General features: G+C 68.7%; 16 protein-coding genes and 1 pseudogene. 7 read left to right on the top strand and 10 right to left on the bottom strand.

Annotated elements, in window-relative coordinates:
- Nucleotides 1-20: 20 nt before the first annotated feature.
- The gene (locus tag AK36_RS06675; protein WP_045578144.1) at nucleotides 21-758 is read left to right on the top strand and encodes a winged helix-turn-helix domain-containing protein; all 738 of its coding nucleotides are present in this window, start codon (nucleotides 21-23) and stop codon (nucleotides 756-758) included.
- A gap of 58 nt (nucleotides 759-816) precedes the next feature.
- Here AK36_RS06675 and AK36_RS06670 read toward each other — a convergent pair whose 3' ends face one another.
- The 3 genes from AK36_RS06670 to AK36_RS06665 form a co-directional block, all read right to left on the bottom strand.
- The gene (locus tag AK36_RS06670; RefSeq protein ID WP_045578143.1) at nucleotides 817-2766 is read right to left on the bottom strand and encodes a hypothetical protein; all 1950 of its coding nucleotides are present in this window, start codon (nucleotides 2764-2766) and stop codon (nucleotides 817-819) included.
- A 571-nt stretch (nucleotides 2767-3337) separates the two neighbouring features.
- Entirely contained in the window at nucleotides 3338-3499 is a 162-nt protein-coding gene (locus AK36_RS33905) for a hypothetical protein (RefSeq protein WP_011881889.1), read from the bottom strand.
- A 59-nt stretch (nucleotides 3500-3558) separates the two neighbouring features.
- Complete coding sequence (locus AK36_RS06665) at nucleotides 3559-4731, bottom strand: DUF4382 domain-containing protein (protein ID WP_045578142.1); 1173 nt, start codon at nucleotides 4729-4731, stop codon at nucleotides 3559-3561.
- 361 nt (nucleotides 4732-5092) lie between these two features.
- On the opposite strand from AK36_RS06665, the gene AK36_RS06660 reads away from it, so the two are divergent.
- Nucleotides 5093-5305 carry a hypothetical protein gene (locus AK36_RS06660; RefSeq protein ID WP_014725152.1) on the top strand — a complete coding sequence of 71 codons (213 nt, stop codon included), beginning with the start codon at nucleotides 5093-5095 and terminating at the stop codon, nucleotides 5303-5305.
- Between the two features lie 10 nt (nucleotides 5306-5315).
- Here the strand turns inward: AK36_RS06660 and AK36_RS06655 are convergent, their stop codons facing one another.
- The 4 genes from AK36_RS06655 to AK36_RS06640 all read right to left on the bottom strand — a co-directional run bounded on the left by AK36_RS06655 (nucleotide 5316) and on the right by AK36_RS06640 (nucleotide 8715).
- Complete coding sequence (locus AK36_RS06655) at nucleotides 5316-5618, bottom strand: hypothetical protein (protein WP_011881892.1); 303 nt, start codon at nucleotides 5616-5618, stop codon at nucleotides 5316-5318.
- Nucleotides 5619-5704: 86 nt separating this feature from the next.
- Nucleotides 5705-6124, bottom strand: a complete 420-nt coding sequence (locus AK36_RS06650; RefSeq protein WP_011881893.1) for an NUDIX hydrolase — start codon at nucleotides 6122-6124, stop codon at nucleotides 5705-5707.
- 97 nt (nucleotides 6125-6221) lie between these two features.
- Nucleotides 6222-7610, bottom strand: coding sequence for a nucleobase:cation symporter-2 family protein (locus tag AK36_RS06645; protein WP_014725150.1), 1389 nt, complete (start codon nucleotides 7608-7610; stop codon nucleotides 6222-6224).
- A 154-nt stretch (nucleotides 7611-7764) separates the two neighbouring features.
- Nucleotides 7765-8715, bottom strand: coding sequence for a LysR family transcriptional regulator (locus AK36_RS06640; RefSeq protein WP_034193793.1), 951 nt, complete (start codon nucleotides 8713-8715; stop codon nucleotides 7765-7767).
- A 132-nt stretch (nucleotides 8716-8847) separates the two neighbouring features.
- Here AK36_RS06640 and AK36_RS06635 point away from each other — a divergent pair, with 132 nt between their 5' ends.
- The 4 genes from AK36_RS06635 to AK36_RS06620 all read left to right on the top strand — a co-directional run bounded on the left by AK36_RS06635 (nucleotide 8848) and on the right by AK36_RS06620 (nucleotide 11785).
- Nucleotides 8848-9564, top strand: a complete 717-nt coding sequence (locus AK36_RS06635) for an SDR family oxidoreductase (RefSeq protein ID WP_045578141.1) — start codon at nucleotides 8848-8850, stop codon at nucleotides 9562-9564.
- 108 nt (nucleotides 9565-9672) lie between these two features.
- A complete protein-coding gene (locus AK36_RS06630; RefSeq protein ID WP_045578452.1) occupies nucleotides 9673-10008 on the top strand; it encodes a putative quinol monooxygenase in 336 nt (111 codons plus the stop codon).
- Nucleotides 10005-11162 (top strand): iron-containing alcohol dehydrogenase, encoded by a 1158-nt coding sequence (locus AK36_RS06625; protein ID WP_045578140.1) that lies wholly within the window; start codon nucleotides 10005-10007, stop codon nucleotides 11160-11162. The genes AK36_RS06630 and AK36_RS06625 overlap by 4 nt, the downstream gene beginning before the upstream one ends.
- Nucleotides 11163-11197: 35 nt before the next feature.
- The gene (locus AK36_RS06620) at nucleotides 11198-11785 is read left to right on the top strand and encodes a putative glycolipid-binding domain-containing protein (protein ID WP_045578451.1); all 588 of its coding nucleotides are present in this window, start codon (nucleotides 11198-11200) and stop codon (nucleotides 11783-11785) included.
- Nucleotides 11786-11803: 18 nt separating this feature from the next.
- On the opposite strand, the gene AK36_RS06615 is transcribed toward AK36_RS06620, so the two are convergent.
- The gene (locus tag AK36_RS06615) at nucleotides 11804-12796 is read right to left on the bottom strand and encodes a sulfonate ABC transporter substrate-binding protein (protein WP_045578139.1); all 993 of its coding nucleotides are present in this window, start codon (nucleotides 12794-12796) and stop codon (nucleotides 11804-11806) included.
- 194 nt (nucleotides 12797-12990) lie between these two features.
- Nucleotides 12991-13398, bottom strand: a complete 408-nt coding sequence (locus AK36_RS06610; RefSeq protein ID WP_045578138.1) for a DUF427 domain-containing protein — start codon at nucleotides 13396-13398, stop codon at nucleotides 12991-12993.
- Nucleotides 13399-14031: 633 nt separating this feature from the next.
- Between AK36_RS06610 and AK36_RS06605 the strand changes: the two genes are divergently transcribed.
- Entirely contained in the window at nucleotides 14032-14211 is a 180-nt protein-coding gene (locus AK36_RS06605) for a Flp family type IVb pilin (protein ID WP_011881902.1), read from the top strand.
- Between the two features lie 234 nt (nucleotides 14212-14445).
- Here the strand turns inward: AK36_RS06605 and AK36_RS06600 are convergent.
- Nucleotides 14446-15429, bottom strand: a pseudogene (locus AK36_RS06600) (glycosyltransferase family 87 protein); the annotation flags it as partial.
- Nucleotides 15430-15440 lie beyond the last annotated feature (11 nt).

Below are 15440 nucleotides of genomic sequence, written 5' to 3'. Positions count from 1 at the left end.
GTCCTGCTGGACGATTTCCGATGCTGACAAAAGTACTCGTCGCAGAGCCGGACCCGCGCATGCGCGGCATGATTCGTGCGTTGCTGCGCGGCTGTGACATCGCCATGTCGGTGCTCGACGACGTATCGATGCTGCGCGCGCGCGTCGCCGCGGTGGCGCCCGCGTTGATCGTGCTGCGCTTCGAGCCGCAGGGCACGGCAGTCTGCGCGGCGCTCGACGCGCTGCGGTGCGCGGGTTGCGACCTGCCGGTGATCGTGCTCGGCAGCAGCGCGCAGTTGGCGGACAAGCTCGTCGCGTTCGAGGCCGGCGCCGACGACTATCTCGTCTTGCCGTTCGAGCCGATGGAGTTCGCGGTGCGCGTGCGCTGCGCCATCCGCAGGCATGCGGCGCGCGCGCCGCGCCACGTCGATCGCTATGCGTTCGGCGACATCGACGTGGATTTCGTGACGCGCCGCGCGACGCGCGCGGGCGAAGATCTCGGGCTGCGCGCGAGCGAATTCGCATTGCTCGAAGTGTTCATCGCGCAGCCGATGCGTGTGCTGTCGCGCGCGGAGATCCTCGCGCGGCTCGGGCCGGCCGTCGCCGGGCGCGCGGAGCGCGGGCTCGGCGTGTTGGTTTTCAGGCTGCGCAACGTGGTCGAGGGCGCGCTCGGCGACTATCGCTATATCCGCACCGTACGCGGCCGCGGCTACATCTTCGTGCCGCTCGGCGTGCTGCCGGACGACGACCTGCAGACGCCGCCGCCAGCGCGCATTTAGGTCGTCGCCGTTGGCGACGGAGCCGACGAAGCCGACGCGGTCGGCATTCGTCGCGCCGTCATTGCGCGGGGGCGTCGGCAGGCGTGCGGTAGCACGTCGGCACGCCCTTCGCGCCGGACAGTTGATAGACGAGCTTGTGCGCATTCGTCGCCGCGCGCCCCGCGGGCGAACTCAGCACAACGTAGCGGCTGAATTGCCCATGGCCCGTCGCTTCCTTCGTGATGGTGAGCGGTGCGAGCACGGGATCGGCGCTGGCCGATTCCGGGGCGATCACGCGGCGCACGTGCGACAGGCTCGTCACGTACCAGTCGGCGTTCAGCTTCGGCGTCTTGAGGATGAACGGACGGTACGCCGGCCCCGCATAGTGGCTGTCGATGATCATCCACGGGTCCATGTCGGTCGTGCCGATTTCGGACGGCTGCACCTTGGTCGTTCCGCCGTCCGCACGCGAGAAGAAGCCGCCGAAATCGCCGCCCAGACGCGAGCCGCTCGCGCCGGCCACCGCCGGATCGTAGCGTTGGCCTTCGGGGCCGTTGCGCAGGTCGCTGAAGCGCTTGCCCGTCCACGTGACCACGTGCGACACGACGAAGCCCGACATCATGCTCTGCGGCGCCGCTTGCGGATGCGCGGTTTCGGTGATGTACAGCAGATCGCCGGGGCGCAGATGATCGACGAATTGCGCGACGTTGTCCTGATTGATGTCGAGCAGCACGCCGGCCTGGTCGGTCACGGCCGCGAGCGGGTCCGAACCGATCGAGCATGCCTGCGTGCCGATGCCCGTCTGCAGGTTGCCGCTTGCGTGCGTGATGCCGGCAAAATCGTAGGCCCACGACGTGAAGTCCGAACAGTCGACGCCTTGCCACTTGATGTCGGCGTTGGCGAGCGTCGCGGTGGTCTGCGCGCCGTTGCTGCGTCGATGCGGCGCGCAGGTCATGGACTTCGACGACGTATCCGAGTTGAAGAACGACGGGCGCGAAGCCGGCGGCAGCCAGCCCGGAATATGGTGATGGCAGTAGTTCAATTCCTGGTCGACCCAGTAGTTCTCGGTTGCCAGCAACAGCTCGCGCTGGAACGTCGCGACGTCGCCGGCGCACGACGCCGTCGTGATCGCGCCGTACACGGCCGCGCGCGGGCCCCACGAGCCGCCGTCGGCGAAGCTCGACCAGTTGTCGACTGTCACGTTGTGTCCGAGCCGCGCCTGTACGTCGTTCTTGCGGCTCGTGAAGAGCGGCAACTGCTCGTTGTAGAGCGCGACGCGATCGCGGCATGCGCCGTCGCTGACCGTGATCGTCGCCGGCTTGCCGGGGACGACCGGCTTGAGCATCGCCACCGACGCGATGCCCGAACGATTGAGCGGATTCGCCGCGTAGCCGGCCGCGCCGGTCGTCACCGCGCAATTTCCGCCGGGCGGCGCAGCGAGCGTCCCATCGGCCGCGGGATTGCCGGCGCCGGTATTGCACTCGGCCAGCGTGTCGCCGTTGGCCGATTGCGCGACGATGTTCTGCGTGCTGTCCTGAACCGATGCGCCGGTGTCGGTGCGGCTCTGCGATTCGGCGCCGAGCGCCAGCGCCATTTTTGCGCCGTCGGACAGATCGGCGGCAGCGAGCGCCGTACCGGGCGCGACGAACGCCGGTGCGGTCTGCTGCACGTCGAACCCGCCGGCGAACGCGTTGACCTGCACCATCGCCGCCGCGAGGTTCGCGCTGGTCAAGCCGCCTGCGGCGCGTGCCGCCTGAACGATCGCGTTCGAATAGACCGACACGATCATGCGCGCCGGCGCAGCCGTGAAGACGGCTTCGATGTCGCCTTGCAGCGCCGTGCGCGTACCGGTCGCTTCCTCGTCATACACGCCGCCCGTGGCGCGCACGAGCACCGGATAGTGCACGGCGCCGCCGAGCACGAACGTGCCGTCGTCGCGGGTCACCGCATGGGCGATCGGCTGGTCCGACGCGGAGCCGTCGGCCGCGACCGCATAGACGCTGACCGACGCGTTGCGCAGCGGCCCCATATAAACGGCGCCGGTGGTAGATGACGATGTACCGCCTCCGCATGCAGAAAGAGAAAGTAGGAGTGCGGCGCCGAGCGCGGCATTGCGAAGATTGGGGTTCACGATCACCTGCCGTCAGGATGTGCGGGTATTTCCGGGTGCGACGTCGCGTCGAATGCACGAAGGTCGCGGAAGCGATGCACGGAATCGGCAGAGTAGGGACGATCGGCGCCGGTTGATATGAGGATAAGCATGGCATGTCGCGGCCATTTCATCGAATCGACGGCCTGCAAATCCGCATTTCGCGCTCGGAGGCCCGCTGGAAAAGGCGCATCGGATCGTTGAAATTAGGGAATGCTGCGCAGGCTGCGTACGATGTGCGACGTTCGTTCGCGGCGTTGGGGCAGGGTGTCTGCGCTTGATAAAGTCGGAACGTTGAATTGATCCGGACGCCATGTCGAAACGATGGCGCTGCGCGCTTGCCGAGCATCGGAACGCGCCCCGATTGCGCCACGTCCCGATGCCGCGCTGCCGTCGTGCCGGTCTGGCCGCCGACGAAAAAAAGCCCGCTTGGGAAGCGGGCTTCGTGCCATCAGCAATTGCCTTTCTTCGCCTGGCCGGGCGGACAGAATCCGTTGCCCGGTCCGCCCTGCGGCGCGACGACGACCGGCGCGCCCGGCACGTAGGCGACACATCCGCTGAGTGCGCCCACCACGCTCGCTGCCGCGAGCAGCGCAATAACCCCTTTCTTCACATCGTTCTCCCGTTATCGAGGAAAGGGCCGTGCGGCCCTTTCGTGGTTGCTGCCGAGCGTCAGAACGTGAAATTGACGTTCGACTGGCTGGTGGTTGCGTTGACGTTCGTCGCTTGCGTCGCGCCCGACGCTGCGTCCGCCTCGATCGTGTATTGACCGGCGGCGCCCGGCGACGCGGCGAGCGCGACCGGCAACGTGCCCGAGTAGGTGCCGACGATCGGTGCGGCCGCGGGCAGGTTCAGCGCATACGCGCCGGTGTCCATGTTCGCGTTGATCGACGCGATCTCGTACGGGTTCGCGTCGATGGTCTGCAATGCGCGCACCAGCGCGTCGGCGCTCGGCGTCACCGTGCCGCTGACCGTACTCATCGTCGATGCCGGCAGCGCGATCGGCGCGCTCTGCGCCGATACGGAAGTGGTGGTGTTCACCACGACCGGCACCGAGCGCACGATGCCCGACGCGAAGCTGTTCTGCACGATCACGACGTCGTAGTTGCCCTGCGTCGAACTCTGGATCAGCGGCGACAGCACGAACTTGCCGGTGCTGTCGGCCACCGTGCCGCGCACGACCTTGCCGCCTTGCTCCGCATAGACGGTCGCGCCGGCTTCCGCCGCGGCGACGTAGCCCGCGATCGCGCCGCTCACCACGGTCGGCGTGGCGGTGACGACAGGCTTCAGCGCATAGGTACCGTTGCCGCGCTGGACGATCGACTTGCACGCGTTGAAGTCGAGCACGAGGTCGACGAGCGTGTTCGGCTGCACCGTAAACGGCTGGATGATCTTGTAGCCGCTTTGCGTCGCGCTCGGCGTGGCGAGCGCCTGCTCGGTGCCGCCGGTCGGGACGACCGAATTCGCGAGACTGTTGCCCTGGTTTTGCGCGAGCACGAGCCGCACTTGCTGATATTGGCCGGCGGGCAGCGCGGTCTGGCCGAGATCGGCGAGGACGCCGTTGGTCAGCGACAGCAGGTCGATTTTCTGCGGCGTCGTCAGCGCGACGGTGGACCACCCTGCATCGTTATCGGCAGCATTCGCATTCGCATTGACGCGGACCTGCGACACCGTCACATAGACATGATCGAAGCCGCATGACGGCGCATCGGTCATCGCGACGTGCAGCGTGCCGGTTTGCGTGCTGCCGCCGTCGCCGCCGCCGCCGCCGCCGCCGCCGCACGCAGCCAGCGCGAACGGCACCATCGCTGCGCACAACGCGGCCTTCCAGAATCGATTGTTCATTGTTTTGTCCCCTTCCATCATGATTGTGGATGGACCGAAGCATAGCCGCGCGCGGCGCCCACAGTGTGGACAGGTTTGCAACGAACGGTAAATTCTGCGTCCACGCGTAAAGGGGCTGGCTTGGCGGCGCACGTTCCGCCTCAGCGTCGCCGCAGTGCGGCGCGCCGCGAACGAACGAGCGCGCTCGGCCGAACGTGATAGCAGCGGACGGCGCGGCTTAGATCGGCCGCGCGAGGCAAAAACTTGATGGGGAAAAGCACCGAACCCGCGGTATTTTTTTCCTCGTTATAGTGCGGACGTGAGCGGTGAACGCGGCGCAATGCGCGCACACCGCCTGGCAACGACTGTAGACGGGTGCTGTATGAAAAACACGAAAGAAACGACCATCGGACCGGCATGGGGTGTCGCGGCAGGCGTGCTGCTGGCCGCGGCGGGATTGAGCCTCGACCTCTTTCCGAAATCGCTGAACGGCACGGGCGCCGCCCACGACTTCCTGGCATCCGGCATCGCGATGCTCGGCATCTTTCTCGCCGTCTACTCGACGCACGAATTCCGCAGGAAGCGGATGCACTGACGCCGGCGCGTTACGAGCGGGCGCGCCCGTTCGCGCAACCGGCGTCGGCCAGCAAATCGTCGACGATGATCTCGGCAGCGGCCTGGCCCGCGCACAGCGCGGTGCGCGTCGTGTCGAACAGGCGGCCGCCGTCGTCGGCGAGCCGGATCGGCGCGAGCAGCCGCGTGGCGCGCTCGCCCGCGCGCACCTGCACGATGGCGACGAACCCGAACCGGGGCGGATCGGCCAGCGACGCGCGCGCGTGCGGCAGGTCGAGCCGGAATTCGCAGCGGACATCGATCGTGTATCCGCGGTAGGTGTACGCACTGTTCATCTGCAGCTCGCTCGAGAGGGAACGCGACGACGGACCGTGGGCGCATGATATCGGCTCGTGCGAGCCGGCGGGGCTGGGGCGTCTACCTAGGCGAGGATCTCGTGCCGGTAGACCAGTTCGACGATGCGCTTGGTCGGGATGCTGGCGCGCAGCGCCGCGACGCGATCGATCGCGAACCACTTGCACTTGTCGATCTCGTTGCTGGCGGTCGGCTTGTGTTCGGGGCCGACTTCCGCGAAGAACACGTGGTGCACCTTCGCGAGCCCGCTGAACTGCATCGAATAGACGAGGCTTTGCCCGACGATGCCGGTTTCCTCGAGCAATTCGCGATGCGCGGCTTCGAGCGGCGTTTCGCCGCGTTTGATCGTGCCGCCCGGCAGCGCCCAGCGCGACGACATGCGGGCGACCAGCAGCACCTGCTCGGCGCGATAGCACACGATGGTCGCCCGTTCCTTGATCGGGACGGTGGCGATTTCGGGCGGGGCGATGGAGGTGGCTGGCGACATGGTGCGATTCTAGCGGCTGCCGGGCGGCGGGCCAAGCAGCGGCGGCCGGCGTCGCCGAGCGCGACGATCAGATCGCGCCGTGCCGGCGTCGGTGGCGTTACTGCCGTTCCGGCAGAAACCAGTTCATCACCAGCGCGCAGATGCCGCCCGTCGCGACACCCGATGCCAGCACGTTCTTCAGCGCATGCGGCAGGCTGTTCAGGATGTCGGGCACCTGCGACACGCCGAGGCCGAGCGCGAGCGACACCGCGATGATCAGCAGCGCGCGGCGGTCGAGGTGGACGCCGGACAGGATGTTGATGCCCGATGCGGCCACCGCGCCGAACATCACCATCGCCGCGCCGCCGAGCACCGGCTCGGGCACCGCCTGCAGCGCGCCGGCCACCACCGGGAACAGCCCGAGCACGACCAGCATCGCCGCGATCCAGATGCCGACGTAGCGGCTCGCGACGCCCGTGATCTGGATCACGCCGTTGTTCTGCGCGAACACCGAGCTCGGAAACGTGTTGAACACGCCGGCCAGCAGCGAGTTCGCCCCGTTCACGAGCACGCCGCCCTTGATCCGGCGCATCCATACCGGCCCTTCGACCGGCTCGTTCGAGATCTTGCTGGTGGCGGTGACGTCGCCGATCGCTTCGAGCGACGTGACGAGATAGATGATCAGCATCGGCACGAACAGCGACCACGAGAAGCCGATGCCGAAGTGCAGCGGCGTCGGCACCTGAAACAGCGCGGCCTGGTGCATGCCGGTGAAGTCGAGGCGCCCGAGCGCCGCCGCGACTGCATAGCCGATCGCGAGCGCGATCACCAGCGCCGTGCTGCGCACCCAGACGATCGGCACGCGGTTCAGCACGATGATGGTGCCGAGCACGACGCACGACAGCGTCAGGTTCTGCGCGCTCGCGAACGTGCCGTTGGCCATCGCGCCGTAGCCGCCGCCCATGCTGACGAGGCCGACCTTGATCAGCGTGAGCCCGATCAGCAGCACGACGATGCCGGTCACGAGCGGCGTGATCAGCCGCTTCACGAACGGCAGGATGCGCGACACGGCCATCTCGACGAACGAGCCGGCGATCACGACGCCGAAGATCGCGGCCATCACCGTTTCGACCGGCGTGCCTTGCTTGACCATCACGCTGCCGCCCGCGATCAGCGGGCCGACGAAGTTGAAGCTCGTGCCCTGCACGATCAGCAGCCCCGCGCCGAGCGGGCCGAAGCGCTTGCACTGCACGAACGTGGCGATGCCTGAGATCACCAGCGACATCGACACGATCAGCGTCGTGTCGCGGCTCGAGACGCCGAGCGCCTGGCAGATCAGCAGCCCCGGCGTGACGATCGGCACGATGATCGCCAGCAGGTGCTGCAGGGCGGCGACGAACGCGATCGTCGGCGCCGGGCGGTCGTTGGGGCCGTAGACGAGGTCGCGCGCGGAAGATGCGTCGTCGGCGCCGTGAGCGGCGGATCGGGCAGAGGAGGCGGGTTGCATGGGCGAGCGGGCCGGACAGGAGGAAAGTGCGGCATTTTAGCCGAACGGCCGCGGGCGCCGCCCCTTGGTGTGGCGCGACGGCCGGCGCCTGGCGGCCACGGAACGGCGGCCGCGAACGGAGTCGAGAACGACGGTGCGGCAGTCCCGTGTACGGTCAGCGCGGGCGGCGCGGCGCGCGACGCTGCGGATACGCACGCTTGCAGACGTCGGTGACGACGTCGCGCAGCCGCCGATGCACCGGGTCGCCGTGCATGCGCGGGTGCCACAGCGCCGAGATCAGGATCTCGGGCAACTTGACCGGGATCGCGAAGCTGCGCAGCCCTAGCGCATCCGCGAGCCCCGGCGTGAGCGCGTTGCCGAGGCTCGAGCGCGGCACCAGCGCGATCAGGTCGGTGCCGGCCGCGACGCGCATCGCGTCCGGATAGCCGGGCACGACCACGTGGACGTTGTGCGCGGCCACCGCCGTGCGCTCGCCGTCGTCGGCCGGGCCGCCGAAGTCGCCGAGCTGCGCCGCGATCACGTGGCGGCAGGCCGCGTAGCGCGCCGGCGTGATTCTGGCCGCGGCGAACAGCGGGTGGCCGCTGCGCGCCACCGCGACGTGCGCGTCGAGAAACAGCTCGCGCGTGTGCAACTCCGGCGCGTCGTCGCCGCGCTTGCCGATGTCGAGATCGACCGAGCCGTCGCGCAGCGGCCCGGGGTCGCGCGCGAGCCGCGGCACGAAGCGCACGCGCACGCCGGGCGCGACGTCGCCGATCGCGGCGACGACCGGGCCGCCCAGCATCTCCATGAACGACGCCGCCGCGCGCAGCGTGAAGGTGGCCGACAGCGTCGCGAGGTCGAGGTCGGCCGCTGCCGGCCGCAGCACGGCCTGCGCTTCGCGTGCGACCGCGTGCACGCGCTCGCGCAACGCCGTCGCGTGCGGCGTCGGCACGAGCCGGCGTCCGGCGCGCACGAGCAGCTGGTCGCCGGTGGCCGCGCGCAAGCGCGCGAGCGTGCGGCTCATCGCGGACGCGCTTAAGCCCAGCCGGCGCGCGGCGCCGGTCACGCTCGCTTCGCCGAGCAGCGCATCGAGCGCGGTGACGAGGTTCAGATCGAGGTCTTCCATCCCGACAGCATAAGGCATGGCGCGGCGTGACATGGCGTCCGGTGCAATCGTGGATTGCGTTCGGTGCGTCTGGTGCATCCGATGGCGAGCGCCTACAGTAGCCGGAGACGAACGATCTCCAAGGTGAATACGATGCAACCGACTCTCTCGCACGCCGGCACACCCTCGATCCTGCTGGTCGCCGCATCGCGCGGCCTCGGGCTCGCGATGGCCGAGCAGTTCCTGAATCACGGTTGGCATGTGACCGGCACGGTCCGCGCGGGCTCGGGCTGCTCGAAGCTGCACGACCTCGCCGAGCGCGTCGGCGCGCGGCTCGACATCGAGACGCTGGACATCTGCGAGCCCGCGCAGCTTGCCGCGCTGCGCGCGCGCCTGTCGGGGCGGCGCTTCGACATGCTGTTCGTCAACGCGGGCACGAGCAACGATCCGGCCGAGACGATCGGCGAAGTCACGACCGACGAGTTCGTGCGCGTGATGATCACGAATGCGCTCGCGCCGATGCGCACGATCGAGACGCTGCAGGATCTCGTGACGGCGGACGGCCTGATCGGCGCGATGTCGTCGGGGCAGGGCAGCGTGTCGAACAACGTCAACGGGATGCGCGAGGTGTACCGCGGCAGCAAGGCCGCGCTGAACCAGTTCATGCGCAGCTTCGCCGCGCGTCAGGCCGGTACGGCGCGCGCGATGGTGCTGATGGCGCCCGGCTGGGTCCGCACCGAACTCGGCGGCCCCGATGCGCGGCTGACGATCGACGAAAGCGTGCCGGGCCTCGTGAACGTCCTGCTCGACAAGCGCCGCCGCCCGGGGCTCGAATACCTCGATTACCAGGGCCGCACGGTGCCCTGGTAGCGCGCGACGGTCGCGCTCTGCGCGCGTCGCGCCGATTCAATACAATGCGACGTCGAGGTGCGCGCGCCGTGTCGGCGTGCCGACCAGCCGACGACTCCGGAGCGCAGCATGAACGAACCCTACCTGCAGGTCATCGCGCATTACTTCGCGAAACCCGGCAACGGCGAGCGCGTGATCGAGCTGCTCGCGCAGCTCGCGCCGCCCACGCGAGCGGAACCGGGCAACCTCGACTACGCGTACTTCCGGTCGCCGGTCGATCCCGACCACATCGTGATCCTCGAGCGCTACCGCGACGCCGGCGGCCTCGACGCACATCGGGAAACGCCGCATTTCCAGCGCATCGGCATCGGCGAGATCATTCCGCTGCTCGATCGCCGCGACGTGACGCGCTACATGGTGCAGCCGGACACCGGCACGGCGACGCTACCGGGAGCCGCTCGATGAACCCGTTTCAATTCCGTACCGTCGCGACGCAGATCGTCGAATTCGGCGCAGCACGCCGGCTTGGAGCGCTGTTGCGCGAACGCTTTCCGTCGCTCGTGCGGCTGTGCGTCGTCACCGACGCGTTCCTGCATCGCAGCGGCGTGCTCGCACCCGCGCTCGAGAGCCTCGCCGCGCACGGCTGGCAGGTGAGCGTGATCGACGACGTCGTCGCCGATCCGCCCGAGCACGTGGTGCTCGAAGCGACCGCGCGCGCGGTGGCCGCCGACGCCGAGATCGTGCTCGGCCTGGGCGGCGGCTCGTCGATGGACGTCGCGAAGCTGATCGCCGTGCTCGCGCCGGGCCGGCAGGCGCTGGCCTACATGTACGGCGTCGACAAGGTCGCGACGCCGCGGCTGCCGCTCGTGCAAATGCCGACCACGGCCGGCACCGGTTCGGAAGTGACGGCCGTATCGATCGTCACGGTCGGCGAAGCGCGCAAGATGGGCGTGGTGTCGCCGCAGCTGTTCGCGGACGTCGCGATCCTCGATGCCGAGCTCACGCTCGGGCTGCCGCGCGCCGCGACGGCAGCGACCGGCATCGACGCGATGGTGCACGCGATCGAAGCCTTTACGTCGGCGCGGTTGAAGAACCCGGTGTCGGACATGCTGGCCGTGCACGCGCTGACGTTGCTGTCGCGCAATGTGCTGAAGGCATGCGACGACGGCCACGATCGCGCGGCGCGCGAAGCGATGCTGGTCGGCGCGATGTTCGCGGGTCAGGCGTTCGCGAATGCGCCGGTGGCGGCCGTGCATGCGCTCGCTTACCCGATCGGCGGCATTTTCCACGTGCCGCATGGCTTGTCGAACGCGCTCGTGCTGCCGCACGTGTTGCGCTTCAACGCGGCGGCTGCCGCGCCGCTGTACGCGGAGCTCGCGGCGATCGTCGCGCCGTCGGCGACGGGCAGCGACGCAGCGAGGACGCAGGCGCTGATCGACGAGATCGACCGGCTGATCGTCGCGACCGGCATTCCGCGCACGCTGCGCGAAGTCGGCGTCGGCGAGGCCGACCTGCCGAGGATGGCGGCGGATGCGATGGTGCAGACGCGTCTGCTCGTCAACAATCCGCGCGAAGTGACGGAGGCCGATGCGCTCGCGATTTATCGGCAGGCATGGTGAAGGCGGCGGGGATGGTGACCGGCGAAGACGGCGGTATGAGGCAAGGGGCTGAAGCCGCCACGACCGTCCGATGCGTCGCATGGCAGGTCCTGCACACCTGGCAAGCCGCCGAATGGTGCCGGCTCGCGCCCGCGCCCGCGGGCATCGACCTGTCGGGTACGATCGCCGGCGCGCTCGACGGCACGCCGTTCCGCATCGACTATGCGATCGAATGCGGCGCCGACTGGCTCACGCGTTCGGTGCGCGTCGTGCATCGCCACGGCGCGGCGCCGCCGCAGCGGCTCGAGATCCGCTGCGAAGTAGGGCGGTGGGCGATCGAGGGCGCACACGCGGCGGCGCTCGACGGTGCGACCGACATCGATCTCGGCTTCAGCCCGTCGACCAATACGTTGCCGATCCGGCGGCTCGGACTGACGGTCGGCGCGTCGGCCGTCATCCATACCGCGTGGCTGCGTTTTCCGGAGTTCGAGCTCGTGCGCGGCGAGCAACGCTATACGCGTACGGCCGAGCGCGTGTACCGCTATGAGAGCGGCGCCTATGCGGCCGACATCGCGGTCGACGACGCAGGCCTCGTCATCGATTACGACGAGTGGCGGCGCATTGGTGCGAGCGCTCGCGCGTAGCGCGGCGGCAACCGCGGCTCAGCGAGCGTCGGCGACGCTCACGCGGCCGGGAATCAGCTTCAGCGCGCTGAATGCATCGGCGATGTTCTGCTGATAGGCGAGCGTTGCGTCGCTGACCGGCTGCACGCCGTAGCCGGTGCGCTTCAATGCGACTTCGAGCGTGGCCGTGTCGAGCCCGACGAGCGGCGACAGTTGCGCGGCGACTTCGCCGACATGATCGCGGCCCCAGCGATCGACCGCGTCGACTTCGTCGAGCAACGCGCGCAGGATCTGCGGCTGCGCGCGCGCGTACCGGCGCGCGGCGAGATAGTACTGCGTGTTGCGCACGAGCCCTTCGCCGTTCGCGACCACGCGCGCGCCGAGCTGACGCTCGGCGGCCGCGAGATACGGATCCCATATCACCCATGCGTCGACGTTGCGCTGCACGAATGCGGCGCGCGCGTCGGCGGGCGTCAGGAAAATCGGCTGGATGTCGGTGTATGGAATGCCCGCATGCTCGAGCGCCTTCACGAGCAGGTAGTGGACGTTCGAACCCTTGTTGAGCGCGACCTTCTTGCCGCGCAGCTGCGCGAGCGTCCGGATCGGCGAATCGGGCAGCACGACGATCGCTTCGCCGCGCGGCGCGGGCGGCTCGTTGCCGATGTAGACGAAGTCGACGCCGGCCGCCTGCGCGAAGATCGGCGGCGTCTCGCCGACCGTGCCGACGTCGATCGCGCCCGCGTTCAATCCTTCGAGCAGTTGCGGGCCGGCCGGAAACTCGAGCCACTCCACGGTCACGCCCTGGCTCGCGAGCCGCTTCTCGAGCGTGCCGCGCGCTTTCAGCACGACGAAGTTGCCGTATTTCTGGAAGCCGATGCGCAGCCGCGTGCCGCCCGCTTGTGCGCGGGCGGGCAGGCCGGCGAGCGGCCCGAGCGCGACGCCGGCGAGCGCGGCGGCGGTGCCTTGCAGCCACCGGCGGCGGCGCGTGCTTTGCGGCGGCGTGTCGAGGGTGTCGGGCGAAATGTCGTTCATCGAGGCGTCCTGCGGGCTGCGGCGAGTTCATGGGCTGCGCAGCGACGTGGCCCGACTCAAACCGGGCGCGAACTGCCCCGCGCGAGACTCAGCACGATACGGCGGCCTGTCCGGCCGGCCAACCAACGAATCCGCATATGCAAATCAGTAGTGCGACGATGCATGAACGACGGCGCGGTGGGCCGTCGTCGCGGTCAATCGCTGCCGGCCGCGCTTTCCTCGATCGCATCGACGCGATCCGGATAGAACGCGAGATGGCCGCGAATCGCTTCGACGGCCGGATTCGGATGCTCGTAGGTCCATACCGCATTCACGGCGCGCGCGCCGCCCGCCGGAATCGAGTAGTACGCGCAATCGCCCTTGTACGGGCAGTAGGTCGCATGGTCGGTGCGCTGCAGCAGCGACATGTCGGCATCGTCGCGCGGAATGTAGAGCACGGCCGGATAGCTCGCTTCGCGCAGCGCCAGCGCGCGGCGCGTATCGGCGACGACCTTGCCGCCCGCCTTGACGACGACGCGCGACGGATGCGGTTCGATCGTGATCGGATGGTCGGGGCCGGGCGACTTCACGGGGCGAGACGGTGTATCGGGGCTGATCGACATCGTGGTTCCTCCGGGAGACGGTGGGAGCGCCGCGTGGAAGCGAGCTGCGAGGATGTGCGCGGCGATGGCCGCGTCGACCAACTGAGAGCATGCGCGCATTGCGCAAAAGCTGCAGCGGGATGCGGTTGGGGCAATGGACGTTCCCGAACTTTTTTGCGTAAATCCGTGCGCTGCACAATTACCGGCGCGAATTGCAATGCCGTTGAAAACAGGTGCGGAATTACCGCCGACGATCAGGTATCTGAAACAATATGCATCATCGTTAATATTCTTACGTCCGGCCCGGAACCGTCGGCATCGCGGCGGTTAAATAACGGTAAATAATTCGCGCCGATCCGCTTCGATAACCGTTTTTTCATAAATCTATTCCGACACCGAATGATTGGAAATCGCCGAAAAAATTGTCCATGCCATAGACGAAATAGCGTGATTCGCATCGTGCTGAATGCGCTCATGCAATCGACGCGCGCACGTCGCGCGGCGCAGCGATCGAAGGGATTCCGGGGGACGCCGACGGCCCGATACAGCGGCCGCAGCATGAGTCTTGAACGGGCGAATGTCATGCGCCACCCGAAGCAGTGCAGCGCCAATATATCAACGGTCGATCAGCGGCCCGGTCATACGGAGGTTGTCATGCTGCAATACGTCAAGACCTTGTTGCGCGATGAACGGGGCGTCAGCTCGCTCGAATACGCGGTTCTGGCCGGCATCGTCGTGGTCGCGCTCGCGGCCGTCGGCACGGTGCTCAGCGGCAGCTCGGGGCTGTCGTCGATCTTCACGACGCTGATCAACAAGGTCTCGTCGCTGATCTGATCTCCTGAACCCGCGCGTCGCCGACGAATACACGGCTCCGCGGCAGTAAGGCGGACCCGGACGCGGCGCGCCGACGGACGGTTCTCCGATGCTCTATCTTGTGCAAGCGGCGGCCGCTCGTGCTGGCGTCGCTCGTGATGCAGGACGTGCGCGCGCGTCGCCTGTCGAATTGGCTGGTGTCGGCGTTCGCGGCGCTGTACTTCATCGCGGCTGCGCTCGTGCCGCACGCCTTCGCGCGACTGCCAGCACCGCCGCGCGCACGCGGACGTCGCGCGTGCCGGCCCAGGCGACGCACGCGGCGGCGATCGCGATCGCGGCGACACCGGCGTGGGCCGCATAGGCCGCGTTCAACGGCACGCCGGCGAGCCTCAGCGCCGCGAACGGCGTCGGCGACACGAGCCAGAACACCACGCCGTGCTCGAGCACGATCGAGCGCGCGAGCCCCGCGCTCGCGACGAACAGGCGCAGCGATTCTGTGCCGCACACCAGCACGCTGAGCGCGACGAACGCGGCGCTGGCGAGCGCGGCCCACGCGAGGGTGCGCCACGCGCGGGCGGCGATCAGCACGAACGGGAACAGCAGCGCCATCTGCGGCTTCACCGACAGCAGCCCGATGCACAGGCCTGCCCACAATGGCCGGCGCTCGGCCCAATAGACGGCGAGCGCCGCGCACGACGCGGTGAGGAAGGCGTTCTGCCCGAGCGTCGCGGTGACGAACACGCACGGCGCGGCGACCAGCGCGAGTGCGCCCGCGCGCGACGCGCCGGCCACGGCGCCGAGGCCTGCCACCCGCCAGGCGGCGCAGCCGAGCACGCCGACGCCGAGCGCGACGAACAGCGGATAGGCGAGCGCGAACGGCAACAGCGCGAGCGGCGTGACGAGCTGCAGATAGGTCGGCGGATACAGCCACGGCGCGAATGCGCCGTGGCGAATCGTGTCGAACAGCGCGGCCGACAGCCGGGAGAGCGCGGAGAAGTCGTACGCCTGCGCCGGCGAGCCGTGCAGCATCAGGTACGAGGCGGTCCAGAACACCGAGAAGTCGGCGCCGACGCGCGGCGGCACGCGCTCGGGGAACGCATGCGCGACCCACGCCCGGATCGTGACGAACAGCGCGGAGAACACCAGCATCACGATGCTGTACACGACCACGCGGCGCGGCGTGAGCCAGGCGACGACCGGCCGCCGCGCGCGGCGCATCGATTGCGGTGTGGCGTTCAAGCGGCGCGGCC

Source organism: Burkholderia vietnamiensis LMG 10929, assembly GCF_000959445.1.
Lineage (GTDB): Bacteria > Pseudomonadota > Gammaproteobacteria > Burkholderiales > Burkholderiaceae > Burkholderia > Burkholderia vietnamiensis.
This window is presented reverse-complemented; position numbering and strand designations above follow the sequence as displayed.

What these genes read in the sequence shown, in the direction of transcription:
- AK36_RS06675 (WP_045578144.1), top strand. Translation starts at nt 21, where the DNA reads ATGCTGACAAAAGTACTCGTCGCAGAGCCGGACCCGCGCATGCGCGGC.
- AK36_RS06670 (WP_045578143.1), bottom strand. Translation starts at nt 2,766, where the DNA reads ATGGGGCCGCTGCGCAACGCGTCGGTCAGCGTCTATGCGGTCGCGGCC.
- AK36_RS06665 (WP_045578142.1), bottom strand. Translation starts at nt 4,731, where the DNA reads ATGAACAATCGATTCTGGAAGGCCGCGTTGTGCGCAGCGATGGTGCCG.
- AK36_RS06660 (WP_014725152.1), top strand. Translation starts at nt 5,093, where the DNA reads ATGAAAAACACGAAAGAAACGACCATCGGACCGGCATGGGGTGTCGCG.
- AK36_RS06655 (WP_011881892.1), bottom strand. Translation starts at nt 5,618, where the DNA reads ATGAACAGTGCGTACACCTACCGCGGATACACGATCGATGTCCGCTGC.
- AK36_RS06650 (WP_011881893.1), bottom strand. Translation starts at nt 6,124, where the DNA reads ATGTCGCCAGCCACCTCCATCGCCCCGCCCGAAATCGCCACCGTCCCG.
- AK36_RS06645 (WP_014725150.1), bottom strand. Translation starts at nt 7,610, where the DNA reads ATGCAACCCGCCTCCTCTGCCCGATCCGCCGCTCACGGCGCCGACGAC.
- AK36_RS06640 (WP_034193793.1), bottom strand. Translation starts at nt 8,715, where the DNA reads ATGGAAGACCTCGATCTGAACCTCGTCACCGCGCTCGATGCGCTGCTC.
- AK36_RS06635 (WP_045578141.1), top strand. Translation starts at nt 8,848, where the DNA reads ATGCAACCGACTCTCTCGCACGCCGGCACACCCTCGATCCTGCTGGTC.
- AK36_RS06630 (WP_045578452.1), top strand. Translation starts at nt 9,673, where the DNA reads ATGAACGAACCCTACCTGCAGGTCATCGCGCATTACTTCGCGAAACCC.
- AK36_RS06625 (WP_045578140.1), top strand. Translation starts at nt 10,005, where the DNA reads ATGAACCCGTTTCAATTCCGTACCGTCGCGACGCAGATCGTCGAATTC.
- AK36_RS06620 (WP_045578451.1), top strand. Translation starts at nt 11,198, where the DNA reads ATGAGGCAAGGGGCTGAAGCCGCCACGACCGTCCGATGCGTCGCATGG.
- AK36_RS06615 (WP_045578139.1), bottom strand. Translation starts at nt 12,796, where the DNA reads ATGAACGACATTTCGCCCGACACCCTCGACACGCCGCCGCAAAGCACG.
- AK36_RS06610 (WP_045578138.1), bottom strand. Translation starts at nt 13,398, where the DNA reads ATGTCGATCAGCCCCGATACACCGTCTCGCCCCGTGAAGTCGCCCGGC.
- AK36_RS06605 (WP_011881902.1), top strand. Translation starts at nt 14,032, where the DNA reads ATGCTGCAATACGTCAAGACCTTGTTGCGCGATGAACGGGGCGTCAGC.